The following is a 23,717-nucleotide window of genomic DNA, read 5'->3' as shown; positions in this document are numbered from 1 at the left end:
GTCACTCCCCCATCTCGAGGAGCGTGTGGGCGCGACCGCCGAAGAGCTCGCGGTGCGAGCAGTAGACGACCGTCGCCCCGGCCTCGACGGCCTCGTGCAGGAGGTCCTCGACGACGGCGACGTTGGCGTCGTCAAGCGCGCTGACCGGCTCGTCCATGAGGATCAGGTCCGGCTGTGAGCACAGCGCCTGGGCGACGGCGGCGCGCTGCCGCTGTCCGCCGGAGAGCTCATCCGGGAGGGCCTCGGCGAAGGGCGCCATGCCGAGGCGCTCGAGGAGCCGCTCGCGCCCGGCCCGGTCGAGGCCACGGCCGGCGACGTTGACGGCCAGCTCGAGGTTCTCCGCGCACGTCAGGCTGGCCAAGAGCGTCGGGGCCTGCGGGGCGTAGCCGACGTGGCGGGCGCGCCACCGGGCGGCCTTGTTCGGGGAACCGGCGGCCAGGCGCCGGCCGTCGACGAGCACCCTGCCCGCGGTCGGCGCGCGCAGCCCGGCGAGCAGGTCGAGCACCGTCGACTTGCCGCTGCCCGAGGGGCCGCGGACCTCGTGCAGGCCCGGCCCGGAGAGGGTCAGGGAGACGTCCTCGAGAATTGGACGCGAGTACCTGGAGTACTGAAAAGACACGTCTTCCCAGTTCAACTGCATGGCCGTACCACATTTCCGGTCGATGGGGCAGGAGACGCGACAGCCCCCTGCTTCTTGCCGTATCCATGAGTAGCGTCACCCCGCCCCGGGTTAAAGGAGAATCCGTGGGGGCGCGCAAGAGTTCGGCGGGAGTTTACGTGTGGGTCACGGGGTGTTTCCCGGGCCGGGCGCGGAGGGCTCACGGCCGAACGCCGCAGGCACTCGACCGGCGCCTTGGCAGGCGGCGGGCGGACGCGAGAATGTCAGACGGGAAGCGGTCAGGCGATCAGGTCGCTCTGGTCCGGGTTCTTCTCGATGAATCGCTCGACCGCCGAGCAGCTCGGGATGATCTTCTTGCCCTCGGCGCGGACCTCACCCAGGGCGTGGGCGATCAGCTTGCCCGAAAGACCGCGGCCGCGGAAGGCCGGGTCGATGACGGTGTGGTGGAAGTCGAGGACGCCGTCGGTGGTCTCGGCGTACTCGGCGAAGCCGGCGGGCTCGCCGTCGACGGTGACGGTGTAGCGGGTGTTGACGGCGTCGTGCGCGAATTCTTCAGCCATGCCCACACTCTAGGGGCGCGGGAGTGGCCAGCGCAGGGGTCCGCGGATGGGACCGGTGAATGACCGCGGCGGGCCGGGGATCAGCCTTCGCCCCGCGTCCGTTGCCTGCACCAGGCACTCAAATAGCTGTCTTGGGCGCCTGCACATGCAACCGCGGGGTGCGACGGGGCGGGAACGGGCCGATACGGCGATGGACCGGGCTCGGCCCGCAAGATGCGGAGGGACGCCGACCGGCTTTTACCGCCCGCCGGACGGTAATCGCGTTTTCGGCCCCGCAAAACCCCAGGTCAGCTGATCGGCCAAAATCGCTTACCGACTCTGGCCCGGTAAAACCGTCGATGCAGGGCCCGCTCAATCCGGAAATGCCACGCCCCCGGCCCGTAAATGCCACACTCCCCCCCCAGGAAAAGCCACTCCCCCGCCCCGGAAACGCCGCGATCCCCGGCCCGGTTACCCGGGCCGGGGATCGTGTTGCGGTGGCCAGAGACAGGATCGAACTGTCGACCTTCCACTTTTCAGGCGGACGCTCTACCGACTGAGCTATCTGGCCAGAGAAGTTGCCTTCCGGCCTTCTCGGCGACCCTGAAGGGACTTGAACCCTCGACCTCCGCCGTGACAGGGCGGCGCGCTAACCAACTGCGCCACAGGGCCTCGAAATGAAGCTGTACCGTTTACCCGACCGGGCTGTGCGGTACGGGTGGTTACTTTACACAGAACCCAGATACCCAACAAATCAGCTGTTCACCGCATATTTTCGCCTACTCCGGAAAGCGCGTCTCCGCCCCTCCCGCGGGCGCGCGGAATCCTGTCGCCCACCCGTCGCTGGACCATTGCCCGACCCTAACCGCGGAGCTTGTCCCGGCCGGTCGTCGGCATGGTAGTTGGCGGCCTTCCGTAGGGGGAAAGTTGCAACGCCCCTCTGAAGCTAGGACCCCACCACACAAAAGAAAGGCGCCGCCCGGATTGAACCGGACGGCGCCTCGTCGGCGACCCTGAAGGGACTTGAACCCTCGACCTCCGCCGTGACAGGGCGGCGCGCTAACCAACTGCGCCACAGGGCCATTTTCTGTTGTGGGAAATCCCGGGGGACTTCCGTACCCCCAACGGGATTCGAACCCGTGCCGCCGCCGTGAAAGGGCGGTGTCCTAGGCCGCTAGACGATGGGGGCGTCCGACCACGCTCGCACGGGGCCAGCTCGTTGAAATATACGCGATCCGACCATACCCGCCCAAATCGTCGCCCACCCGCACCGCGCGAGGGGCGCTGCACGGGCGCCCAACGGGACGTCGTCAAGCGGCGCGCACGCGCGCCCCGGGGGTAGAATCTCCTGCATGAGTGCCCCTGTCGACCACTGTTGCGGCGGCTCCGGCGCCCCGGACGATCCGGCGGGCCCGGAGTACGCCACGCACGGCTACAGCAGCGACCGCGCCGCCTATCTGCGCCGGCTCAAGCGCATCGAGGGCCAGGTGCGCGGCATCCAGCGCATGATCGAGGAGGACGTCTACTGCATCGACGTCGTCACGCAGATCAGCGCGGCGACCTCAGCGCTGCAGAACGTCTCGGTCGCGCTGATGGACGACCACCTGCGCCACTGCGTGGCCAACGCAATCGACAGCGGCGACGGCTCGGGCGACGAGAAGATCACCGAGGCGATGAAGGCCATCAAGAGGATGGTGAAGTCCTGAGCGAGGCCTGGTTCGACGTCGACTGGAGCGCGCGCTTCGCCGTCGGCGGCCCGCGCCCCACGACGGGACTGCAGGGCATCTGCCTGCACACCACGGAGACCCCGGCGAGCGGCTCCATTTACGACGTCGCGCGGCATCAGTTGCGGGCACGTGACGGCAGCTACCACGTGCTTGTCGACGCCGCGGGGCGACGGATGCGCGCGAACACGGACGACTGGTGCACCTGGTCCACGGGGAACCTGGGCAACCGGGTGCTGCTGCACCTCGCGTTCGTCGCCGAGGCGTGCTGGTCACGTCAGGAGTGGCTGGCCCAGCCTGCGCTGCTGGCCGCCGGCGCGGACGTGGCGGCGCACTGGTGTGGGCGCTACGGCATCCCGGCGCGCCAGGCGACGGTCGCGAAGCTGCCGGGGATCACGACGCACGACGCCACACGGGCGTGGGGCGGCACCGACCACACCGACCCGGGAGAGGGTTTCCCGTGGACGGAGTTCCTCGCGGAGGTGCGCGCGCGGCTCGGGTGAGTGGGTGGGGTTCCGGCTGTGCGGGTATGTCCCGGGTGAACGGGCCGATTTACCGCCGATTTCCGGCCGCCGCGCCGGTGCTGCGCGGGCTTTTACCGACTGCCGGTCGGTAAACGTGTTTTCGGGCCTGCGAAAGCGCAGGTCAGTGATCTGGCCGAAATTGCTTACCGACCCCCGGTCGGTAAAACCATGCGGCCAGCACCGGGAAACCGCTTCGCCGGTACGCCGGTACGCCCCTCCCCCACGCACGAGCCGCACACAGACCCCCACACGGGTCCCGCGCATGTGCGAGGCCCGGGCCTTACCCCGCACGGTCCCCGCGGACCGGACTGTGGGCCCCGTGGGGATCGAACCCACGACCTTCGGATTAAAAGTCCGCAGCTCTACCAACTGAGCTAGAGGCCCTCACCCGCCGGCGAACCAGCGGGACACCCGCCGAAAATGGCGGGTCCAACGCCGCCGCAAAACGGCGGGTCGAACGTCGCCGAAAACGGTGAAGCGACACCGGTCATCCTAACGTGCAGGACAACCGGTGCCGCAATCAGCCCGCCGGTTGCGCGGGCCGCGTCCCGGCGGCGCCCGCCGGGCCGAATCGACGTCCGGCGCCGGGGGCTCAGCCGAGGCCCCGGCTGAGCCCCCGGCCACCGGGAGCGGCGACCGCCCTAGTTCAGGCGCATCGTGCCGTTCTCGGCCAGGTTGATGTGGAAGGAGAACGCGGTGCCCAGGTCGTGCGGGGTGTGCAGGTTCTTGCCCTTGAGCGCGCGCTCGTAGTACTCCTCCAGCTGCGCGCGGTAGTCCGGGTGCGCGATGGCGATCATCTTGGCCACGCGGTCACGCGGGGCCAGGCCGCGCAGGTCGGCGTAGCCGTACTCGGTGATGACGACCATGGCGTCGTGCTCGGTGTGGTCGATGTGCGAGGCGAAGGGCACGATCGTGGAGATCTTGCCGTCCTTGGCCTCCGACGGGGAGATGAACGAGGAGATGTAGGCGTTGCGGGTGAAGTCGCCCGAGCCGCCGATGCCGTTCATCATCCGGGAGCCGGAGACGTTGGTGGAGTTGATGTTGCCGTAGATGTCGGACTCGATCATGCCGTTGGTGGCGATCAGGCCGACGCGGCGGATGACCTCGGGATGGTTCGAGATCTGCTGCGGGCGCAGGATGATGTGCTCGCGGTAGTTCGAGGCCTCCTCGTTCATCTTGTGCGCGTACTCCGGCGACAGCGAGAACGAGGTCGCCGAGGCGACGGTCATCTTGCCGGAGTCGATCAGGTCGACCATGCCGTCCTGGATGACCTCGGTGTAGGCCTGGATGTTGTTGAACTTCGAGTCGAGCAGGCCGGCCATCACGGCGTTGGGCACGTTGCCCACGCCGGACTGCATGATGTAGCCGTCGTAGCTCAGGCGGCCCGCGGCGACCTCGCCCTCGAGGAAGTCGAGGAAGTTGCCGGCGATCTTCTCGGAGATCTCGTCGGCCGGCTTGAACGGCGCGTTGCGGTCGGCCTCGTCGGTCTTGACGATGGCGACGATCTTCTCCGGGTCGACCTCGATGTACGGGGTGCCGATGCGGTCACCCGGCTTGGTGATCGGGATCGGGACACGGTTCGGCAGCTTCGGCATCTCCCAGATGTCGTGCATGCCCTCGAGTTCCAGGGACTGCCACTCGTTGACCTCGATGATGATCTTGTCGGCGGCGTCCATGTACTCGACGTTGTTGCCCACGGCCGAGGACGGGATGACGTTGCCCTCCTCCGTGATGCGCACGGCCTCGATGACGGCTACGTCGACGTCGATGAAGTTCTGCTGGACCAGCATGCCCATGTGGGACAGGTGGATGTCCTGGTACTTCATCGACGCGGAGTTGATGGCCTTACGCATCGACGGGTCGGACTGGTAGGGCGCGCGGTAGTTGATCGCGTCGGCCTCGGCGAGCACGCCGTCGCAGTCGGGGGCTGTGGAGGCACCGGTGAGCACGTTGATCTTGTACTCGTTGCCGGCGGCGTGCTCCTTCTTGGCGCGCTCGGCGATGGCGGTCGGCAGCGCCTTGGGGTAACCGGCGCCGGTGAACCCGGACATGCCCACGGTCGCGCCGTTGTCGATGAACTGCGCCGCCTCCTCGGCGGACATGACCTTGCCCTGCAGGGCTGCATTGGCGATACGCTCGCTCATTGTCTTCCTTAGCTTGTCGACGTCTTGGGGTGCGGTTTCGCGCGGCTGGCCGCGCCACTTGACCCAATGATAGTGATACGTGACACGCGATGTCACCCGTGTCCTGCCGAAACTCATGGCGATTCGCTGACCTGCAGCGTCGCGTCCGCCCGGTAGGCGGACGTCACCCCCGGCAACCCGGAGTTCAATTGTCGACGCCGCTCGGCGCGACGTCGGCAATTTTTGGCGCCGTGGGTGCGCGTCCCCCAGAATGGGGCCGTGAGTTTACGCCTGGGAAAACTCGAGCTGGCGTCGCCGGTCGTGCTCGCCCCGATGGCCGGGGTGACCGACATGCCGTTCCGCATGCTGTGCCGGCACCTCGAGCAGGAGAAGATCGGCACCGTCTCCGGGCTGTACGTCTGCGAGATGGTCACCGCGCGCGCCCTGGTCGAGGGCAACGAGAAGACCCTGAAGATGACGCGCTTCCACCCCGAGGAGTCGCCGCGCAGCCTGCAGCTGTACACCTCGGACCCGAAGTACACCTACGAGGCCGTGCGCATGGTCGTCGACCGCGACATGGCCGACCACGTCGACCTCAACTTCGGCTGCCCGGTGCCTAAGGTGACCCGGCGCGGCGGCGGCTCGGCGATCCCCTACAAGCGGCGCCTCTACGCGAACATCGTCGCGGCGGCCGTGCGCGCGAGCGGGGACTCCGGGATCCCGGTGACGGTGAAGTTCCGCATCGGCATCGACGAGGAGCACCACACGCACCTGGACGCCGGGCGGATCGCCGTCGAGGAGGGCGCGGCCGCGGTCACGCTGCACGGGCGAACCGCCGCCCAGCGCTACTCGGGCCAGGCGCGCTGGGACGAGATCGCCCGGCTGGTCGAGCACATGGCCGACACCGGGGTGCCCGTGCTCGGCAACGGCGACATCTTCGCCGCCGGCGACGCGCGCGCCATGATGGACGCGACCGGCTGCGACGGCGTGGAGGTCGGGCGCGGCTGCCTGGGCAGGCCGTGGCTGTTCGCGGAGCTCTCCGCCGAGCTGCGCGGGCTGCCGATCCCGGCCGAGCCGACCTTCGGGGAGGTCGCCGGGATCATCGAGCGCCACGCCCGGCTGCTCGCCGAGGTCGAGGGCGAGGAGCACGGCTGCCGGATGCTGCGCAAGCACATCGGCTGGTACCTGCGCGGCTTCCCCGTTGGCGGGGACCTGCGCGGCAGGCTCGCCCGGATCTCCTCTCTGGCCGAGCTCGCCGCGGAGCTGGACCCGTGGCGCGACTCGGAGGTCGTCGCCGAGGACGCCTCGGGCGCGCGCGGACGTAAGGGGTCGGCGGCGAAGGTGGCGCTGCCGGAGGGCTGGCTCGACGACCCGGAGGACGAGACGGTGCCGGTGGGCGCCGAGATCGAGAACAGCGGCGGGTAGGGGCGTCTGGCGGCCTGCCGCGCGGCGGACGGAAGCGCGCCTCGGCGGGCGGCGGGGCCGGGCCGGAAGCGCACCGGCCACCACAAATGGCGGCAACCCATAAGTAGTACGCGATATGCACACTCTGACGTGCGTTGTTACCCGACGGTTAACCTAAAGTTCCCCCGTAGGTAGCCCTTCGGACAGGGGTCTTTCAGACCCTTGCGGGTATCCTATTCGGCATGCGTGCAGCCTACCGTGAACATCTCGATTCGTTCGCCCATGACCTCATCGTCATGTGCGATCTGGTCAGCTCTGTCATGGACAAGGCCAACGACGCGCTGACCCGCGCTTCCCTGGAGTCCGCCGAGGAGGCGCTCTCCATGGACGAGGAGCTCGACGAGATCGTCGACCGCTGCGAGGCCCGCGCCGTCGAGCTGCTTGCCCTCGAGGGCCCCGTGGCCCGCGACCTGCGCCAGGTGGTCTCCTCGATCTACATCGTCGAGGACTTCCGCCGCATGGCCGCCCTCGCGATGCACATCGCCAACGCCGCGCGGCGCCGCCACCCGGAGTACGCGTGCCCAGAGCGGGTGCGCGGCTTCTTCGAGGAGATGGGCCGGCTCGGCCTGCACATGGTGGCCAAGATCCGCGACCTGCTCGTCGACCCGGACGCCGACTCCGCGGTCAGCCTCAACGAGGACGACGACGCCGTGGACGACCTGCACGAGCACATCATGCTCGTGCTCACCCAGCGCGAGTGGCCCTACACCACCCGGGAGGCCGTCGACGTCGCGCTGATCGCCCGCTACTACGAGCGCTACGCCGACCACGCGGTCAACGTCTCCTCGCGGGTGATCTACCTGACCACGGGCCTGGTGCGCGAGGAGTACATCGCCCGGCGCCGCGACGAGGAGTCGCAGGCCGACGTCGAGCGCCGCTTCGCCGAACTCGAGCGGCAGTTCTCCCACCGCCACGGGCGGTAGGGCGTAAGCGCCTCCCCGGGCCCGCCAGCGCCTCTCCCCCGGCTCTCCGGGGTACTTCTGCGCCACCTCAGACACGACAAAAGGCCTTCCCCCGCGGTGAGCGGGCGAAGGCCTCTTGGCGTCGTGCCGAGGTTTAGCCGAAGCGGCCGGCGATGTAGTCCTCGGTCTCCTTCTTGTCGGGGTTCTCGAAGATCTTCTTCGTCGGGCCGACCTCGACGAGGCGGCCGGGCTTGCCGGTGGCCTCGAGCGAGTAGAAGGCGGTCTGATCGGACACACGGGCAGCCTGCTGCATGTTGTGGGTCACGATCACGATGGTGAACTCTTCCTTGAGCTCGTGGATGAGATCCTCCACGGCCAGGGTCGAGATCGGGTCGAGGGCCGAGCAGGGCTCGTCCATGAGGAGCACCTCGGGCTCGACCGCGATGGCGCGGGCGATGCACAGACGCTGCTGCTGACCACCGGAGAGGCCGCCGCCCGGCTTGTCGAGGCGGTCCTTGACCTCCTCCCAGAGGTTCGCGCCGCGCAGGGAGCGCTCGGCGACCTCCTTGAGCTTCTTCTTGTTCTTCTCACCGGACAGCTTCAGGCCGGCGACGACGTTGTCCTCGATGGACATCGTCGGGAACGGGTTGGCCTTCTGGAAGACCATGCCGATGGTGTTGCGCACCGAGACCGGGTCGACCTTCGGGCCGTAGATGTCGTGCCCGTCGAGGAGCACCTTGCCCTTGACGGAGGCACCCGGGATGACCTCGTGCATGCGGTTCAGCGTGCGCAGCACGGTGGACTTACCGCAGCCCGACGGCCCGATGAACGCGGTGACCGACTGGGCTGGCACGGAGAGGTTGACATCCTGCACGGCGTGGAAGTCGCCGTAGTAGATGTTGACGTCCTGCAGTTCAAGCTTCGACATCTCTAGCTCCTGGTTCTCTTCTTCGTAAATTTCTCTCGATGGCCTCAGTGCTTCACGGAGTACCGGGCGGAGATGATCCGGGCGCCGATGTTCAGCAGGGCGATGATGATGACCAGCGTGAGGGCCGCGCCCCACAGCTTGTCCAGGACGGCGGGGGCCGTGCCGGCCTTGTACATGTCCAGCATCATCAGCGGCAGCGACGACTGCGGGCCACCGATCGGCGACCAGTTGATGATGTTGGAGGTGCCCACGAGGATCAGCACCGGCGCGGACTCGCCCATCACGCGGGCGATGGCGAGCATGATGCCGGTGATGATGCCGGACAGGGCGGTCGGCAGGACGATGCGGGCGATCGTCTTCCACTTCGGCACGCCGAGGGCGTAGGCCGCCTCACGCAGGTCCGCCGGGACGACGCGGAGCATCTCTTCGGTGTTGCGGACGATGACCGGCACCATCAGCAGCACCAGGGACAGGGCCACGGCCATGCCGGACTTGCCCTGGCCGAGGACCGAGATCCACAGCGCGAAGATGAACAGCGCGGCGACGATGGACGGGACACCGGAGAGGATGTCGACCATGAAGGTCGTGATCCGGCCGAGCTTGCCGCCGCGGGAGTACTCGACGAGATAGATCGCGGTGAAAATGCCGATCGGGATCGAGATGAGCGAGCAGATCAGGGTCTGCACGATCGTGCCGATGATCGCGTGGGCGGCGCCGCCGCCCGGCGAGGAGTTGGAGACGCCGCGCTGGGACTGAGTCCACCACGACGGGTCGATGACGGTGCCGATGCCGTTCTTGATCACCACGGCGAGCACCCACACCAGCGGGACCAGCGCGATGACCATCGCCAGGTAGATGATCACCTTGGCGACGCTGTCGGTGATCCGGCGGGAGGAGGAGATCTGGTTGAACACGGGCCCGTCGGCGGAGAGCTTGCCGTCCCCGCCCGGGGTGACCTTGGTTGCCTGGGTCATGATTGTTTCTTCCCCACCTTCCTACTTGGACTTCACCATGGCGCGGGCGATGCTGTTGACCACGAAGGTCAGCAGGAACAGCACCAGGCCCGCGGCGATGTACGCGCCGGCGGAGATGTCGTTGTTGAACTCCGCCGCGGCATTGGCGATGGCGGTGGCGAAGGTGGTGCCACCGTCGAAGAGCGAGAACCGGAACTGCGAGGACGGCGAGACGACCATGTAGAGGGCCATGGTCTCACCGAGCGCGCGGCCGAGGCCGAGCATCGCGCCGGAGATGTAGCCCGACAGGCCGAAGGGCAGCACCGTCATGCGCACGACCTCCCACTTGGTGGCACCGAGGGCCTGGGCGGCCTCGATCTGCCCCTTGGGGGTCTGCACGAAGACCTCGCGGGCGGTGGCGGCGATGACCGGGAGGATCATCACGGCGAGCACCACGCCACCGGTGAACATGTTGCGGCCGGTGCCGAAGCCCGGCGAGTTGTCGTAGGTGGCGAAGAGGAAGAAGCCACCCGCCCAGCTGTGCAGCCAGTCGTAGAAGCCACCCAGGAAGGGCCCGAGCGTCTGCCAGCCCCACAGGCCGTAGACGATCGACGGCACGGCGGCGAGCATGTCGACGAGGTAGCCCAGCGGCTTGACCGCGCGCTTGGGGGCATAGTTCGACAGGTAGATCGCCACGCCGAGGGCGATCGGCATCGCCAGCAGCAGGGCCACCAGCGAGATCAGGACGGTCACCGCGAACATGTTCGGGATACCGAACTGCATCGCGGTGGTGTCCTGGGTCTGCCAGGGGCCGGCGTAGGTCAGGAAGCCCCAGAGGCCGCCCTCGTTACGGGACAGCGAGGGGATCGCGCGCAGGATCAGAAACAGGCCGATCGCGGCGATGATGATGGTGATCAGGGTTGCTGCGGCGGTGGACAGGAACTCGAAGACACGGTCACCCGGTCGCTTGACCCCGGCGCCTTTGCTGGCCACCTTGGGTTCATCGGTGGCCGGGGCGGCGCCTCCGGTGGCGGTCTTACCGGCGAGGGCCGGGTCCCCGTCGAGCGTCTCGCGCTCGTCGACGTTCGGGGTGTTTGCCATGTGGCGGCGATCCTTCTTCACAAGATTTTTGCGTTTCTGGGGCGTTGGGCGTCCCGCCGACCGGGCAGGGCACCGTCACGCTGGCGCCGCAAAGCCCCCGAGGGTCCTCGGGGGCGTTTCTGCGGTCAGCCCGGCGTGACCGGGAGGCTGATGAACCTCGGTCAGGCTACTTGATGGCCTCGACGGCGGTCTTCAGGCGGTCGGCGTGCTCGCCGGTGACCGGGATGTAGCCGCGGTCGGCCAGCTCGTCGTCCTGGTGATCCAGGGCCAGGTTCAGGAAGCTCTTGAGGGTCTCGGCGGTCTCCGGCTTATCGGTGCCGCTGTAGTCGGAGCAGACGATCTCGTAGGTCGTCAGGACCAGCGGGTAGGCACCCTCGGTATCCATGGCGAACAGGGCGTCGGAGTCGACGACCATGTCGTTGCCCTCGGTCTCGAAGGTCAGGTTGTCGAGGGCCTTGGTGACGGACTCGTTGCCGAGCTCGACCGGGCCGTGGCCGAAGTCGATGTTGGCGACCTCGACGTTCTCGTTCTGGTGGGCGAAGCCGGCCTCGACGTAGGTGATGGCGCCGGCGGTGTTGTTGACCTCGGTGGCGACACCGTTGGAGCCGTTGGCGCCGGAGCCGACGGCGGTCGGGAACTGCTGGCCGTCGGTCTCCCAGATGTCCGGGGCGGCGGCCTTGAGGAACTTCTGGAAGTTGTCGGAGGTGCCCGACTCGTCGGAGCGGTAGACCACGGTGATGTCCTGGTCCGGCAGCTCGGTGCCCTCGTTGTCGGCGGCGATGGCCGGGTCGTTCCAGTTGGTGATCTCGCCCTTGAAGATCTTGGCGACGTTCTCGACGGACAGGTTCAGGTTGTCGACGCCGTCCAGGTTGTAGCCGATGGCGACCGGGCCGATGACGAACGGCAGGTGCCAGGCGTCAGCGCCGCCGCAGCGGTCCTTGGCCGGGTCGACCTGCTCCTCCTTCAGCGGGGAGTCGGAGCCGGCGAAGTCCGCCTGGCCGCCGATGAAGTTCTGGCGGCCAGAGCCGGAGCCGGAGGCGTTGTACGCGAGGCTGGAGCCGGTCTCAGAGAACTTGGTGCCGAAGTAGTCCATGGCGTTCTGCTGCGAGGAAGCACCCTCGCCGATCAGCTCGCCACCTTCGCCACCCTCAGAGCAGGCGGCCAGGGCGACAGAGGCGGTTGCGACGACGCCGAGGACGGCGGCGGAGCGCTTGAAGTTCTTCATCAGGGAAACCTTTCGCGATGCGGGACTCGTGGATGTCTCGTAGAGATAGAGAGCAACCAACGGGCCGTGCGCCTTCACGCCGAGGCGTGGACATGCCGGCTACCTCCGTTGCTCACGTGGCACCAACCTAAGAAACCGATGCGTACGCAGCGACAATGTAAGATGAACGGCTCGTTAACGGTGGGGGTCGCCGACAGAAACTTGCTTATAGACACCCTTGTTAGCTGTGTGTTGACGGGCACCCTCCGTAGAGACTTCCGGATAAGATCACAGAGTATGTCCGGTCATAATACCCCCGTTCGTGGGGGATAACGGACCGTTCTACTCGGCCGGCCCGTAGACCACGTGGCGCTCGGCCTCGGTGAAACCGCGGCGGCGGTACGCCTTGACGGCCGCCTCGTTGTCCGCCTCGACGTAGAGGATGACACGGTCCGCGCCCCGCCGCACCAGGTGCTCGAGGCCGACCTCGAGCAGCGGGTCGCCGAGCCGGCGGCCGCGGAAGTCGGAGGCCAGCCCGATGACGTAGACCTCGCCGACGGCCTCGCCGGCCGGCCCGCCGTGCCACTTCGTCCAGTGGAATCCGGCCAGCGGCGGCACAGATACCTCAGTGCCCTTGTCCCCGGCGGCGATGCCCTTGTCCCCGGCGGCGATGCCCTTGTCCCCGGCGGCGATGCCCTTGTCCCCGGCGGCGGTGACGGAGTCACCGCCGCCCCACAGCAGCCACACGTCGCCGGCCTCGAACCACTCGGCCTCCATCGCACGCTCGAGGCGCTCGCGGTCCCAGCTGCCCTGCTCGGGGTGCCAGGAGAAGGCCTCGTTGTTGGCCTTCAGCCACGCGTCGAGCACCGCGTCGCGGCCGAAGCGGCGCTCGGACTCCGCCAGGTCGAGGGCCAGGAAGCCCTCGCGCCCCACCTCGGCAACCCCGGGCGCACTGAAGGAGACGGACGCGGCGTCGGAAAGCGTCTCTCCGGCGACGGCGAGCACGAGCAGCTCACGCTGCGCGCCGTATCCCAGCTCGCGCGCGAAGGCGCGCGCGGGCTCCAGGTCGCCGTGCGCCCACAGCGGGATCGGCCCCAACTTCGCGACGAGCGCGCGGCCCACCCCGGCGCGTCGCGCGTCCGGGTCGACGACCAGCTCGGCGGACTCCCCGTCGGCGGCGGCCAGCCCCACCAGGGCGCCGTCGCGGGTGACGGTGAGGTGGCGGTGGCCCAGGCGGGCGTCGTCGAGGCCGAGCAGGAACTGCTCGGAGAGGGCTTCGAAGCCGTCGGCCTCAGCGGTGCGGGCGACCAGGTCGCGGGCGGTCGCGGCGTCGGGGGCGCCGGTGTGCACGGTGATCTCGCTTGCGGTCATGGCGCCCACCCTAGCCACGCGAGCCCCCGCTACAATGGCTCGTTGTGAAATTCTCCCGGAAACTGGTGCTCACCGGCGGCGTCGTGGTCGCCGTCGGCGCGTGCGGCATGCTTGCCGACGCCGCGGTGGCCGCCCGTGCGGAGGCGCACGTGGCGTCCGCCGTGGCCCGGGAGTCCAACCTGGAGATGGAGCCGCGCGTCTCCATCGGCGGCAGCCCGTACCTGGCCTCGACGCTGACCGGGGAGATCTCCGGGATGAGCGTCGAGGTGCTCGACGTGGACACCCCCGGCTTCGGCCTGGTCAACGCCTCCACCCAGCTCGACGGGCTGAAGGTGACCGCCGATCAGGTTCTCACCGGGGAGATCTCCGGGGCGCGCGCCGAGCTGAGCACCCGGCGCATCAGCCTCGACGGGGTGGCCGTCGGCGAGCAGCTGGGCATGACGGACCTGGACATCTCCAACCCCTACGACATCTCGCCGACCGGCGGCGGGGCGACCGAGGTGCAGTTGACCGGCACTCCGGAGGGCTTCTCGGACCCGGTGACGGTGCTGGCCACGCTGCGCCTCGACGGCGAGCACTTCACCATGCGCCCCTATGAGGTCCTCGAGGCCCCCGAGGGCCGCGAGGAGGAGGCCGCCGCGGCGTTCGCCTGGGACCTGGACACCCGGGTGCTGCCGCTGGAGTCGCGCGTGGAGTCGGTCGGGGTCAGCGGCGGCTCGCTGCGTTTCGAGGCGCAGCGGCGCAACATCACGGTGAGCCTCAGCGACCTCGCACCGATCGAGTCCTCCGAGGCCAGCGACTTCGACTCTACGGACTACGGCGCGGGGCGGTAGCGGGCGGCGCCGGGCCGGTGTGCCGGCGGCGCGCCTGCGCGGACCCGGCAGTCCCGGCGCGCGGCGCCCCCTAGCGCCAGCGCAGGAAGTCGCGCAGCACCTGCCCCGGTGTGCGGTCGCTGAAGCGGGTCTCCTCGCGCGGGGCGAAGACCTCGATGGCGTCGGGCACGGTGTGCAGGCGGATCTCGTCGAACTCGCCGGCCAGCTCCCCGTCGACCTGGAAGTTGCGCGGGCGCACGCTGCGCAGCGTGAGGTCCGCGGCGTCGTCGACGCGCACGGTGCGCTTCTCGATGAACCGCTCGAACCAGCGCGAGTGCCCCATGCCCAGCAGGTGCAGCATGCCGGCCACCCCGCCCACGCCGTCGAGGTGGGTCAGGCCGAACAGCCCGAGGCCGCGGTCGAAGGAGTTCGCCGGGTTGGTCACCACCGGCAGCGGGCCGAGGAAGGTCCACGGGTTCGTGTTCGAGGCGAAGAGCAGCGGCAGATCATCGAGCTCCATCTCCTCGCCGTCCACCGAGGTCGCCCGCACGCTGATCTGCGGCGGGTCGCGGCGGATGCGGTTCCAGGCCAGAAGCGAGGTCGTCAGGTAGAGCAGCGGGGTGGCCGCGAAGCCGCGCGAGCGGGCGCGCTCCATGCGGGCGATGACGTCGGCGTCGATGCCGAAGCCGGCGTTGACGCCGAACCAGTTGCCGTTCCAGCGGGCCAGGTGGATCGTGCGGAGCAGGTCCTCGCGCAGCAGCCGGGCCAACAGCTCCGCGGCGGCCACCGGATCCTGCGGGAAGCCCAGCGCGCGGGCGAAGACGTTGGCCGAGCCCGTCGGCAGCAGCGCGAGCGCCGGCAGCTCGGCCGGGTCGGGGGCGGGCGCGCCCGGCTCGGCCTCGGCGATCTGCGCCGGGTCGGTGTCGGCGGCCGCCCCTTCGGAACCGGCGGCGTCGCCGCCGAGCAGGCCGTTGATGATCTCGTTGAGCGTGCCGTCGCCGCCGACGCCGATGACGACGTCGTAGTCCTTCCGCGTCAGCCCGGAGCACAGCTCGACGGCGTGCTGCGGGTAGTGCGTGAACACGGACTTCAGCCGCAGGCCGGGCAGCGGCAGCAGGTGGGCGAGCACCTGCCGCATGACCTCGGGCCGCTGACCCGTCGAGTTCGGGTTCGTGATCAGGAGCGCGCGCATGCCCCCACCCTAACGGGGCGCCGCACTTCCGCAGCGCGACCCACGGCGCTGCCGCAGCGCGACCCACGGGCCCATCCTCCCGTCCGAGACCCCTCCCAGACCGCCGTTGTCGCGCGGGCCTTGTAGCCTGGTGCGCATGAGCCACGAGCACGACAACGCGCAGAACAACCCCGATTCCCGGGCGGACACCGCCGCCGACGCCCAAGCCGCGGGGAAGGCCGCCGGGCAGGGCGCGGACCAGCAGCCGATGAAGGCGCGCACCCTCGACGGCAACGAGGCGATCAACCTCGCCGCCGAGCAGTCCAAGGACACCGCCGGGCGCAACATCCCGAACCTGGGCGACCTGCCCGTGGCCGAGGACACCGCCAACCTGCGCCAGGGCCCGAACATCCACGACGGCCTGCTCGCCCTGCTGCCCCTCGTGGGCGTGTGGCGCGGCACCGGCGAGGCGGACACCGCCGAGGACGGCCAGTACGCCTTCGGCCAGCAGGTCACCTTCGCCCACGACGGCGAGAACTACCTCGTCTACGAGTCCCGCATCTGGAAGATCGACGAGAACGGCGAGGCGACCGGCCAGGACCAGCGCGAGTCCGGCTTCTGGCGCATCGACGCCAAGGACAACATCGAGATCGTGACCACGCACTCGACCGGTGTCGCCGAGATCTTCTACGGCAAGCCGATCTCCGAGCGCGCCTGGCAGGTCGAGTCGGCCTCCACCATGGTCACCGAGACCGGCCCGACGGCCCTCGGCCCCGGCAAGCGCCTCTACGGCCTGCTGCCCAACAACCACCTCGGCTGGGTCGACGAGCGCATGGTCGACGGCGAGCTGCGCCCGCGCATGTCCGCCGAACTGACCCGCTACGCCGGCTAGGCGCCGGCCCACCCGGGGGCTAGGCCCCGGCCACCCCGGGGCCAGGCGCCCACCCCGGCGCCCCGGCGCCGGGCAGCGCACCCACCCGGCACGCGCGCGCCCGCGCGGGGCAGGCGCGACGTCGTCAATTGAACGTCTAGGAACCCAGCGCGCCCTCGATGAGCGCGCGAACCTCCCCGGGGTCCCCGCCGGCCTCGAGGGTCTTGCCGTCCAGGGAGAGCACCCGGGCGGCCACGCGCACCGAGGAGACCAGCCACACGCTCTCGGCGGTCTTGAGGTCGCGCAGGTAGATGTCGCGCGCCTTGCAGCGCCAGCCGGCGGCCTCGGCGTGCTCGAAGAGCGCCGCCTGCGTGGTGCCCGGCAGCACCTCGCCGCCCGGCACCGGGGTGCGCAGCCGCTTCTTGGGCTTGGCCAGCACCACCGTCGAGGTCGCGCCCTCGAGCACGCGCGGGCCCTTATCGGGGTGCACGTCGCGAGGGTCGACGTAGATGACGTCGTCGGTGCCGTGGGCGTGCGCCCAGCGCAGCGCGGCCATGTTCGCCGCGTAGTTGAGCGTCTTCGCGCCCACCGTCAGCCAGGGCGCGACGCGACGCTCCTCGCCCGCCAGGCCGCCGCGGGTGACCTCGTCGACGCCCGGAAGCGTCGTGTCCACGCTGAAGCCGCGCGGGGTCGTCATCACCTTCACCCCGTTGGCGCGCTGGTCGAGGGTCTTCTGCGGGATGTCGCTGAGCACCAGCCACGCACTGGGGTAGCCGGTCGAGGCGCGCCCGCGGGTGTAGGTCCACACGCACTTGGCGTCGACGCCCTCGCCGCGCTCGGTCACCCAGGCCTCGGCGGCCTCGGCGGTCGCGCGCGCCCAGTACTCCGCGTCCGGCTCCGGCATGTCGAGCAGCCGCGCCGACGAGCGGAAACGCTCCGCGTGGCGGCGCAGGTTGGCGGCCTTGCCGTCGCGGATGAGCAGCGTCTCGAAGACGCCGTCGCCGCGGGTGACCGCCGCGTCGTCCCAGAAGATGAACGGCAGGTTCGGGTTGTTACGCCGGATCGAACCCCCGAACGGTTCCAGGACGAAGATGACGGGCGCTCGGGTTCCTTGTGGGACAGCCATACCTCGATTATGCCCGTTTCGCATGGCTACCATCGGGGGCGTGACGGATTCGCAGACCTACCGCTCCCCCCTTCTGGATCTCCCGGTCGCCACGCCGGCGAACCCGGACGACCCCGCGGCCACAGGTATCGACGCCGCCGGCGTCGCCTGGCACTACGGCGACCCCCTCGGCGAACAGCGCGCCGCCGCCCAGGGCCCCGTGTTCATCGACCGCTCGCAGCGCGGCGTGCTGCGCGTGGCCGGCGAGGAGGCCGCGGAGTTCCTCAACAACCTGCTCTCCCAGAAGCTCGACGACGCCGAACCCGGCTTCTCCGCCGAGGCGCTGGACATGGACTCCCAGGGCCACGTCGCCCACCACGCCTTTGTCACCCGCACCGCCGACGCCTTCTACCTCGACCTCCCGGCCGCGCAGGCCGAGTCGCTGCGCGGCTACCTCGAGCGGATGATCTTCTGGTCCAAGGTCACCGTCGAGCCCACCGGGCTGGGCGTGGTCACCGTCCTGGGTGGCACGGGTTCAATTGATGACGTCCCGCTGCCCCGCGTCGCCGTCTCCCGCACCGTGGACTGGGCGGGCCCCGCCCGCACCGACTTCCTCGTCGAGCGCGGGGAACTGGCAGGCTTAGCCGCCGCCCTGACGGGAGCCGGCGTGCAGCCAGCGGGACTGATGACCTGGACGGCCGCGCGTGTGGCCGCCATGGAGCCGGAGCACGGCGCGGACCTGGACGACAAGTCCATCGCCCACGAGGTCGCCCACTGGATCGGCCGCCACGGGCACGCCGGCGCGGTGCACCTGCACAAGGGCTGCTACCGCGGCCAGGAGACCGTCTCGCGGGTGGAGAACATCGGCCGCTCCCCGCGGCTGATGGTGCTGCTCCAGCTCGACGGGTCGGCCCCCGAGCTGCCGGTACCGGGCACGGACATCACCGCCGGGCCGGGCGGGCGCCGCGTCGGGCGGCTGGGCACGGTGGTGCACCACTTCGAGGACGGGCCGGTCGCCCTGGGGCTGGTCAAGCGCTCGGCGCTCACCGGCGGGCAGCTGCAGGCAGGCGAGGCCGCAGCGGTGCTCGACCCGGACAGCCTGCCGGTCGACGAAGGCGAGCACGCCGGGCGCGCGGCGATCGACCGGCTGCGCGAGGCGCGGCGGGGCTGAGGCGGCGGGGGCGCCGGCGGGACTGACGAAACTTAACCGCACTTTCGCCAGCTTTGCCTTATAAGTAGTGCTCAGGGCCCATTGCAGAAATTTGTTCGCGTACCCGCTATCCTGTCTTACAGGAATAATCACGATTGAACAGCCGATGGGTTATCCGAATTGCCCTGGATAGTCCCGAACTCCAAGGGGGTCATGGCCATGGGCCGCGGACGCGCGAAGGCGAAGCAGACGAAGGTCGCACGCCGGTTGAAGTACTACACGCCCGAGATGGACCTTGAGTCGCTGCAGCGGGAGCTGGCCGGTAAGTCCGGCCAGGACTCCCACGACGACGGGTATGACGACTACGAGGACTACGACGAGTACGAGGACCCGTACGCCGCCTACATCGACGACGAGGACGACACGGAGGACGGCGACGGCCGGGCCACCGGTAGCCGCTGATCTCCGTCCCCGGGTCTTTGCGCGGGCGGTGAACGTCGAAGCGCCGGCCCCTCCCCCAGCGGGAGGGACCGGCGCTTCGTTGTGTGTGGGGCTCAGTAGCCGGGGTGGCTGCCGGTCAGCTCGACGCGCTCCTCGCCGTCGGCGGACTCGGTGACGGTGCCCAGCTCCCAGGACGGGATGTGGCGGGCCGCCAGCATCGCCAGCGCGCGGTCACGGTCGTTGGCCGAGACGACGGCGACCATGCCGACGCCCATGTTGAAGGTCTTCTCCATCTCCTCCTGGCTGACCTGGCCGAGGGACTGGATGGTGCGGAAGATCTGGCCCGGGGTCCAGGTGCCGCGGCTCAGGCGGGCCGTGAGGTTCTCCGGGATCACGCGGGAGAGGTTGCCCGCCAGGCCACCGCCGGTGACGTGGCAGAAGGTCTTGACCTCGCACTCGGCGGCCAGGGCCAGGCAGTCCTGCGCGTAGATGCGCGTCGGCTCCAGCAGCTCCTCGCCCAGCGGGCGGCCCAGCTCCTCGACGTAGCCGTCGAGCGGCAGGCCGGCGCGCTCGAGGAGCACGTGGCGGGCAAGCGAGTAGCCGTTGGAGTGCAGGCCCGAGGAGGCCATGCCGATGACGACGTCACCGGCGCGCACCCGGTCGGGGCCGAGCAGCTCGTCGGCCTCGACGACGCCGACGGCGGTGGCCGAGACGTCGTACTCGCCCTCCTCCATCAGGCCGGGGTGCTCGGCGGTCTCGCCGCCCAGCAGCGCGCAGCCGGCCTGGACGCAGCCCTCGGCGATGCCGGAGACGATCTCGGCGACGTGCTCGGGCACGACCTTGCCGATGGCGATGTAGTCCTGCAGGAAGAGCGGCTCAGCGCCGCAGACCACCAGGTCGTCGACGCACATGGCCACCAGGTCGATGCCGATGGTGTCGTGCTTGCCGACGGCCTGCGCCACAGCCAGCTTGGTTCCCACACCGTCGGAGCCGGCGGCCAGCAGCGGCTGGCGGTACTCGCCCAGGGCGAAGAGCCCGGCGAAGCCGCCGAGTCCGCCGCGGACCTCGGGGCGGGTGGCTTTCTTGGCCAGCGGGGCGAACAGCTCGACGGCGCGGTCGCCGGCGGCGATGTCCACGCCGGCCGCCGCGTAGGAGGCCCCGGTCTGCTCGCCGGAGGCGGCCTCGTTCTCACTCATCCGTTCAGGTTTCCTTTCGATTCGGCGGCCATGACCAGGTCGTTGAACTCATCTGCGCTGCCGCAGTGCTGGAGGGCCGCCACGACCTCCGCGTTGTCGTTGCCCACGGGCACACCCAGCGGGTAGTGCCCGTCGAAGCAGGCGCAGCACAGCTCGTCGCGGGGCTGCTCGGTCGCTTCGACCATCGCGTCGACGGAGACGAAACCGAGCGAGTCGGCGCCGATGGCGGTGCAGATCGAGGAGACCACGGTCTCCTCGTCGGCCGCCGACGACGAGTTGGCGATCAGCTCCCCGGGGCTGGCGAAGTCGATGCCGTAGAAGCACGGCCACTTCACCGGCGGGGAGGCGATGCGCACGTGCACCTCGGCCGCACCGGCCTCGCGCAGCATGCGGATCAGGGCGCGCTGGGTGTTGCCTCGCACGATCGAGTCGTCGACGACGATCAGTCGCTTGCCCTCGATCATGTGGCGCAGCGGGTTGAGCTTGAGTCGGATGCCCAGCTGGCGCAGCGTCTGGGTGGGCTGGATGAAGGTGCGGCCCACGTAGGCGTTCTTGACCAGGCCCTGCCCGAAGGGGATGCCGGACTCCTGGGCGAAGCCGACGGCCGCCGGGGTGCCGGACTCGGGCACCGGCATGACCAGGTCGCCGTCCGCCGGATACTCGCGGGCCAGGCGCCGGCCGATCTCGATGCGCGCGGCGTTGACCGGGCGGTTGCGGATCACGGAGTCCGGGCGGGCCAGGTAGACGTACTCGAAGACGCAGCCGCGGGGGCGCGGCCTGGCGAAGCTCTCCGAGCGGATGCCCGTGTTGTCCACGGCGACCAGCTCGCCGGGCTCGATCTCCCGGACGAAGGAGGCGCCGACGATGTCGAGCGCGCAGGTCTCGGAGGCGATGACCCATCCGCGCTCGAGCCGGCCGAGGGCCAGCGGGCGCACGCCCTGCGGGTCGCGGGCGGCGTAGAGGGTCTTGCCGTCGGTGAAGGTCAGGCAGAACGCGCCGGTCACCCGCGGCAGCAGCTCACGGGCGGCCTCGAAGATGCCGGTCTCGCCGTGCACGCCGTCGGCGAGCAGGGCGGTCAGCACGGTCGTGTCGGAGGCGTCCTCACGGTCGATCAGGCCCTTGGAGACGGCCTCGTCGCGCAGCTGGACGTAGTTGACCAGGTTGCCGTTGTGCCCCAGGGCGATGTCCAGGCCGTCGCGCGTCGAGCGGAACATCGGCTGGACGTTGGACCAGTCCTTGCCACCGGCGGTCGAGTAGCGGGTGTGGCCGATGGCCACGCTGCCCTCGAAGGCGCTGAGCAGGGACTCGTCGAAGACCTGGGAGACCAGGCCCATGTCCTTGTAGACCACGATCCGGTCGCCGTCGCCCGTCGCGATGCCCGCGGCCTCCTGGCCGCGGTGCTGGAGGGCGAACAGCCCGAAGTAGGTGAGTTTGGCTACTTCCTCACCCGGAGCCCACACACCGAAGACGCCGCATTCCTCGCGCGGCTCGTTCTCGCCGCGGTCGTCGAGGTCCGCGGCGACGCCGTGCGGTCCGGGACAGTTCTCGATTGCCACGTCTTTCATCTTAACGGCCCGTTGTTGCGGGACACTAACGCCCTTGCCCGGGATCGGCCCCGGACGGCGGTGCGGGCTCCGATCCTCCGGTTCTGCCGGGGCACCAGGTCCCGCAGCTCGGCCGCCGGGGCCCACCATCCCTCTCGGTAGGGCCCGAGCCGACAGCTGCGCCCCATCTGCACCATCAGCACCAGGACCGGTGCCCGATGGACTCACCGGTGGGCATTTTGGGCGGGTTTGCCCGAGAGTCCGAAAACTGACCCGGGAAAACGTCACGCCGGCCCGACAAACCTACACAAAATGCCCACGGGCCCCGATCCCGGCAGCGCCCGGCCAGAACCCCAGACCCCAGCCGAGCCAAGAACCCCCGACCCCGGCCGAGCCAGACCCCCGAAACCTCACTCCAACGGCACAACCGGCAGATGCCCGGCAACCTCCCCGGCACGCGAGCCGGAGGACTCGACCCGCCCGCCGGCCACGGCGGCGTCGAAGTCCTCGAGCCCGGTGGCCAGCCGCAGCCACTGCAGGTCAGCACACTCGACGACGTTGGGCGGGGTGCCGCGGGTGTGGCGCGGCCCCTCGACGCACTGCACGGCGACGAACGGCGGCACGCGCAGCTCGACGGTGTGGCCGGGTGCCTCCTGTGCCAGCGTGCGGGCGGTGGCGCGCACGGCCGCGGCCACCGCCGGGCGGGCGGGCCGGTCCACGGTGTCGGGGTCGCGGACCCAGTCGGCGACGGCGAGGACGGCGGCACGCGCCTCTGCGGGATCGACCTTCTTCATGGCCGCCAGCCTAACCCCACCCGCCCGCCCCGCGGCTCGCGCGCGACGCGGGTAACCTGGCCTCGGGTGGACGCCCCGGGTGCGCTGCGGCGGGACGTCGGAAAGCAATAAGTGAAGCAACGAGTGAAGTGACAGGAAGAAGGACCATGGCCGAGACCACCGCCGAGCCCCAGACCCCCTCCCCCTCGGTGACGCTGAGGTTCATGGCGGCACCGACCGACGTGCTCATGGCCGGCGCCAGCGGGGTCTCCGGCGGCCGCGTGCTGGAGTGGATCGACAAGGCGGCCTACGCGTGCGCCACCCAGTGGTCGGGCACCTACTGCGTGACGGCCTACGTCGGCCACATCCACTTCACCCGCCCGATCCCCTCGGGCCACATGGTCGAGGTCCGCTCGCGCATCGCGATGACGGGCCGGTCCTCGATGCACATCGTCAACGAGGTCCTCTCGGCCGACCCGCGCGACGGCCACTTCTCCCCGGCCTGCGACTGCCTGGTCATCTTCGTGGCCAAGGACACGGCGACGGGCCGCTCGCAGGCGGTGCCGAAGTTCCACCCGGCCAACAAGGAGGAGGAGCGCGTCTGGCAGGCCGCCGAGTCGCGCATCGAGCTGCGCAAGGCCATCGAGACGGAGATGGCCAAGCAGACCTACGACGGCCCCTCGGACGCCCCGCGCCTGATCACGCGCTTCCTGGCGAAGCCGACGGACATCAACTGGGGCGGCAAGGTGCACGGCGGCACGGCCATGGAGTGGATTGACGAGGCCGGCACCGCCTGCACGATGGAGTGGTCCGGCATCCGCACCGTCGCGGTCTACGCGGGCGGCATCCGCTTCTACCAGCCGATCTCGATCGGCGACCTCATCGAGGTCGACGCCCGCATGATGCGCACCGACGCCCGTTCGATGCAGATGTCGATCCACGTGCGCGCCGGCGACGCCCACCGCGGCCGCGACGAGCTCGAGACCGCCATCCACGCCACGGTGACCTACATCGGCCTCGGCGTCGACGGCGAGCCGCAGCTGGCGCGCACCTTCGTCCCAGAGACCGAGGAGGACAAGCGCCTCGCCGAGCACGCCAACACCCTGCGCGAGCTGCGCGGGCACTACTCGCCGCTCTCGCTGACGCCGCAGGTCACCCACCAGCGCATCGACTAGTTCAATTGACGACGCCCGCGGTTCCCG

Annotated in this window: 22 protein-coding genes and 5 tRNA genes; 9 read left to right on the top strand and 18 right to left on the bottom strand. The window is 69.8% G+C overall.

The window, feature by feature from the left end; all coding sequences use genetic code 11:
* Position 1: 1 nt before the first annotated feature.
* From QQA02_RS08405 to QQA02_RS08380, 6 genes are all read right to left on the bottom strand, one after another.
* Positions 2 to 619, bottom strand: a complete 618-nt coding sequence (locus QQA02_RS08405) for an ABC transporter ATP-binding protein (RefSeq protein ID WP_284775810.1) — start codon at positions 617 to 619, stop codon at positions 2 to 4.
* A gap of 278 nt (positions 620 to 897) precedes the next feature.
* On the bottom strand, positions 898 to 1,179 hold the full coding sequence (locus tag QQA02_RS08400) for a GNAT family N-acetyltransferase (RefSeq protein WP_284775808.1): 282 nt from the start codon (positions 1,177 to 1,179) through the stop codon (positions 898 to 900).
* Between the two features lie 477 nt (positions 1,180 to 1,656).
* Positions 1,657 to 1,729, bottom strand: a tRNA-Phe gene (locus QQA02_RS08395).
* Positions 1,730 to 1,756: 27 nt separating this feature from the next.
* Positions 1,757 to 1,830, bottom strand: a tRNA-Asp gene (locus QQA02_RS08390).
* A 336-nt stretch (positions 1,831 to 2,166) separates the two neighbouring features.
* Positions 2,167 to 2,240, bottom strand: a tRNA-Asp gene (locus tag QQA02_RS08385).
* A 34-nt stretch (positions 2,241 to 2,274) separates the two neighbouring features.
* Positions 2,275 to 2,347 (bottom strand) — tRNA-Glu (locus tag QQA02_RS08380).
* Positions 2,348 to 2,510: 163 nt separating this feature from the next.
* Between QQA02_RS08380 and QQA02_RS08375 the strand changes: the two genes are divergently transcribed.
* Positions 2,511 to 2,864, top strand: coding sequence for a metal-sensitive transcriptional regulator (locus tag QQA02_RS08375; RefSeq protein ID WP_284775807.1), 354 nt, complete (start codon positions 2,511 to 2,513; stop codon positions 2,862 to 2,864).
* Positions 2,771 to 3,385, top strand: a complete 615-nt coding sequence (locus QQA02_RS08370; RefSeq protein ID WP_284775828.1) for a peptidoglycan recognition protein family protein — start codon at positions 2,771 to 2,773, stop codon at positions 3,383 to 3,385. The genes QQA02_RS08375 and QQA02_RS08370 overlap by 94 nt, the downstream gene beginning before the upstream one ends.
* 332 nt (positions 3,386 to 3,717) lie before the next feature.
* Here QQA02_RS08370 and QQA02_RS08365 read toward each other — a convergent pair.
* Together QQA02_RS08365 and scpC are read right to left on the bottom strand one after the other, a co-directional pair.
* Positions 3,718 to 3,790, bottom strand: a tRNA-Lys gene (locus QQA02_RS08365).
* Between the two features lie 257 nt (positions 3,791 to 4,047).
* Complete coding sequence (gene scpC, locus QQA02_RS08360; RefSeq protein WP_284775806.1) at positions 4,048 to 5,550, bottom strand: succinyl-CoA:acetate CoA-transferase ScpC; 1,503 nt, start codon at positions 5,548 to 5,550, stop codon at positions 4,048 to 4,050.
* A 258-nt stretch (positions 5,551 to 5,808) separates the two neighbouring features.
* Here scpC and dusB point away from each other — a divergent pair, with 258 nt between their 5' ends.
* Positions 5,809 to 6,954, top strand: a complete 1,146-nt coding sequence (gene dusB, locus QQA02_RS08355; protein ID WP_284864091.1) for a tRNA dihydrouridine synthase DusB — start codon at positions 5,809 to 5,811, stop codon at positions 6,952 to 6,954.
* A gap of 221 nt (positions 6,955 to 7,175) precedes the next feature.
* Positions 7,176 to 7,916: a phosphate signaling complex protein PhoU gene (gene phoU / locus QQA02_RS08350; protein ID WP_075664492.1), complete on the top strand. Its 741-nt coding sequence runs from the start codon at positions 7,176 to 7,178 to the stop codon at positions 7,914 to 7,916.
* 133 nt (positions 7,917 to 8,049) lie between these two features.
* On the opposite strand, the gene pstB is transcribed toward phoU, so the two are convergent.
* From pstB to QQA02_RS08325, 5 genes are all read right to left on the bottom strand, one after another.
* Positions 8,050 to 8,823, bottom strand: coding sequence for a phosphate ABC transporter ATP-binding protein PstB (pstB, locus tag QQA02_RS08345; protein ID WP_284775803.1), 774 nt, complete (start codon positions 8,821 to 8,823; stop codon positions 8,050 to 8,052).
* Positions 8,824 to 8,867: 44 nt separating this feature from the next.
* Positions 8,868 to 9,797 carry a phosphate ABC transporter permease PstA gene (gene pstA, locus QQA02_RS08340; protein WP_284775802.1) on the bottom strand — a complete coding sequence of 310 codons (930 nt, stop codon included), beginning with the start codon at positions 9,795 to 9,797 and terminating at the stop codon, positions 8,868 to 8,870.
* Between the two features lie 21 nt (positions 9,798 to 9,818).
* Positions 9,819 to 10,877, bottom strand: coding sequence for a phosphate ABC transporter permease subunit PstC (pstC, locus tag QQA02_RS08335; protein WP_284775799.1), 1,059 nt, complete (start codon positions 10,875 to 10,877; stop codon positions 9,819 to 9,821).
* 166 nt (positions 10,878 to 11,043) lie between these two features.
* A complete protein-coding gene (pstS, locus tag QQA02_RS08330) occupies positions 11,044 to 12,105 on the bottom strand; it encodes a phosphate ABC transporter substrate-binding protein PstS (RefSeq protein ID WP_284864099.1) in 1,062 nt (353 codons plus the stop codon).
* A gap of 318 nt (positions 12,106 to 12,423) precedes the next feature.
* A complete protein-coding gene (locus QQA02_RS08325; protein WP_350309456.1) occupies positions 12,424 to 13,452 on the bottom strand; it encodes a GNAT family N-acetyltransferase in 1,029 nt (342 codons plus the stop codon).
* A 44-nt stretch (positions 13,453 to 13,496) separates the two neighbouring features.
* Here QQA02_RS08325 and QQA02_RS08320 point away from each other — a divergent pair, with 44 nt between their 5' ends.
* Entirely contained in the window at positions 13,497 to 14,285 is a 789-nt protein-coding gene (locus QQA02_RS08320; RefSeq protein WP_284775796.1) for an LmeA family phospholipid-binding protein, read from the top strand.
* Positions 14,286 to 14,355: 70 nt separating this feature from the next.
* Here the strand turns inward: QQA02_RS08320 and QQA02_RS08315 are convergent, their stop codons facing one another.
* Positions 14,356 to 15,456, bottom strand: a complete 1,101-nt coding sequence (locus QQA02_RS08315; RefSeq protein WP_284775794.1) for a diacylglycerol/lipid kinase family protein — start codon at positions 15,454 to 15,456, stop codon at positions 14,356 to 14,358.
* A gap of 247 nt (positions 15,457 to 15,703) precedes the next feature.
* Here QQA02_RS08315 and QQA02_RS08310 point away from each other — a divergent pair, with 247 nt between their 5' ends.
* Positions 15,704 to 16,327 carry a heme-binding beta-barrel domain-containing protein gene (locus QQA02_RS08310; protein WP_284775825.1) on the top strand — a complete coding sequence of 208 codons (624 nt, stop codon included), beginning with the start codon at positions 15,704 to 15,706 and terminating at the stop codon, positions 16,325 to 16,327.
* Between the two features lie 136 nt (positions 16,328 to 16,463).
* On the opposite strand, the gene QQA02_RS08305 is transcribed toward QQA02_RS08310, so the two are convergent.
* Entirely contained in the window at positions 16,464 to 17,432 is a 969-nt protein-coding gene (locus QQA02_RS08305) for an aminodeoxychorismate lyase (protein ID WP_284775792.1), read from the bottom strand.
* 22 nt (positions 17,433 to 17,454) lie between these two features.
* Between QQA02_RS08305 and ygfZ the strand changes: the two genes are divergently transcribed.
* Both ygfZ and QQA02_RS08295 read left to right on the top strand, forming a co-directional pair.
* On the top strand, positions 17,455 to 18,582 hold the full coding sequence (gene ygfZ / locus QQA02_RS08300; RefSeq protein WP_502870985.1) for a CAF17-like 4Fe-4S cluster assembly/insertion protein YgfZ: 1,128 nt from the start codon (positions 17,455 to 17,457) through the stop codon (positions 18,580 to 18,582).
* A gap of 198 nt (positions 18,583 to 18,780) precedes the next feature.
* The gene (locus QQA02_RS08295) at positions 18,781 to 19,023 is read left to right on the top strand and encodes a DUF3073 domain-containing protein (RefSeq protein ID WP_211272327.1); all 243 of its coding nucleotides are present in this window, start codon (positions 18,781 to 18,783) and stop codon (positions 19,021 to 19,023) included.
* Between the two features lie 92 nt (positions 19,024 to 19,115).
* Here QQA02_RS08295 and purM read toward each other — a convergent pair whose 3' ends face one another.
* The 3 genes from purM to QQA02_RS08280 form a co-directional block, all read right to left on the bottom strand.
* Positions 19,116 to 20,198, bottom strand: coding sequence for a phosphoribosylformylglycinamidine cyclo-ligase (purM, locus tag QQA02_RS08290; RefSeq protein WP_284864085.1), 1,083 nt, complete (start codon positions 20,196 to 20,198; stop codon positions 19,116 to 19,118).
* Positions 20,195 to 21,754 (bottom strand): amidophosphoribosyltransferase, encoded by a 1,560-nt coding sequence (gene purF / locus QQA02_RS08285; protein WP_284864083.1) that lies wholly within the window; start codon positions 21,752 to 21,754, stop codon positions 20,195 to 20,197. Before purF ends, purM begins: the two co-directional genes overlap by 4 nt.
* Before the next feature lie 398 nt (positions 21,755 to 22,152).
* Positions 22,153 to 22,536, bottom strand: coding sequence for a sterol carrier family protein (locus QQA02_RS08280; protein ID WP_284775784.1), 384 nt, complete (start codon positions 22,534 to 22,536; stop codon positions 22,153 to 22,155).
* Positions 22,537 to 22,682: 146 nt separating this feature from the next.
* Between QQA02_RS08280 and QQA02_RS08275 the strand changes: the two genes are divergently transcribed.
* On the top strand, positions 22,683 to 23,690 hold the full coding sequence (locus QQA02_RS08275; RefSeq protein WP_284775782.1) for an acyl-CoA thioesterase: 1,008 nt from the start codon (positions 22,683 to 22,685) through the stop codon (positions 23,688 to 23,690).
* Positions 23,691 to 23,717 lie beyond the last annotated feature (27 nt).

It is taken from the genome of Corynebacterium sp. MSK006, assembly GCF_030232385.1.
GTDB classification, from domain to species: domain Bacteria; phylum Actinomycetota; class Actinomycetes; order Mycobacteriales; family Mycobacteriaceae; genus Corynebacterium; species Corynebacterium frankenforstense_A.
The sequence above is the reverse complement of the archived record's forward strand: the minus strand, read 5'-3'. Positions and strand labels throughout refer to the sequence as shown.

Excerpts from the sequence above, each read along its gene's own strand:
- QQA02_RS08400 (WP_284775808.1), bottom strand. The coding sequence starts at position 1,179 with ATGGCTGAAGAATTCGCGCACGACGCCGTCAACACCCGCTACACCGTC.
- QQA02_RS08375 (WP_284775807.1), top strand. The coding sequence starts at position 2,511 with ATGAGTGCCCCTGTCGACCACTGTTGCGGCGGCTCCGGCGCCCCGGAC.
- scpC (WP_284775806.1), bottom strand. The coding sequence starts at position 5,550 with ATGAGCGAGCGTATCGCCAATGCAGCCCTGCAGGGCAAGGTCATGTCC.
- phoU (WP_075664492.1), top strand. The coding sequence starts at position 7,176 with ATGCGTGCAGCCTACCGTGAACATCTCGATTCGTTCGCCCATGACCTC.
- pstB (WP_284775803.1), bottom strand. The coding sequence starts at position 8,823 with ATGTCGAAGCTTGAACTGCAGGACGTCAACATCTACTACGGCGACTTC.
- pstA (WP_284775802.1), bottom strand. The coding sequence starts at position 9,797 with ATGACCCAGGCAACCAAGGTCACCCCGGGCGGGGACGGCAAGCTCTCC.
- pstC (WP_284775799.1), bottom strand. The coding sequence starts at position 10,877 with ATGGCAAACACCCCGAACGTCGACGAGCGCGAGACGCTCGACGGGGAC.
- QQA02_RS08325 (WP_350309456.1), bottom strand. The coding sequence starts at position 13,452 with ATGACCGCAAGCGAGATCACCGTGCACACCGGCGCCCCCGACGCCGCG.
- QQA02_RS08315 (WP_284775794.1), bottom strand. The coding sequence starts at position 15,456 with ATGCGCGCGCTCCTGATCACGAACCCGAACTCGACGGGTCAGCGGCCC.
- QQA02_RS08310 (WP_284775825.1), top strand. The coding sequence starts at position 15,704 with ATGAAGGCGCGCACCCTCGACGGCAACGAGGCGATCAACCTCGCCGCC.
- QQA02_RS08305 (WP_284775792.1), bottom strand. The coding sequence starts at position 17,432 with ATGGCTGTCCCACAAGGAACCCGAGCGCCCGTCATCTTCGTCCTGGAA.
- ygfZ (WP_502870985.1), top strand. The coding sequence starts at position 17,455 with ATGGCTACCATCGGGGGCGTGACGGATTCGCAGACCTACCGCTCCCCC.
- QQA02_RS08295 (WP_211272327.1), top strand. The coding sequence starts at position 18,781 with ATGGGCCGCGGACGCGCGAAGGCGAAGCAGACGAAGGTCGCACGCCGG.
- purM (WP_284864085.1), bottom strand. The coding sequence starts at position 20,198 with ATGAGTGAGAACGAGGCCGCCTCCGGCGAGCAGACCGGGGCCTCCTAC.
- QQA02_RS08280 (WP_284775784.1), bottom strand. The coding sequence starts at position 22,536 with ATGAAGAAGGTCGATCCCGCAGAGGCGCGTGCCGCCGTCCTCGCCGTC.
- QQA02_RS08275 (WP_284775782.1), top strand. The coding sequence starts at position 22,683 with ATGGCCGAGACCACCGCCGAGCCCCAGACCCCCTCCCCCTCGGTGACG.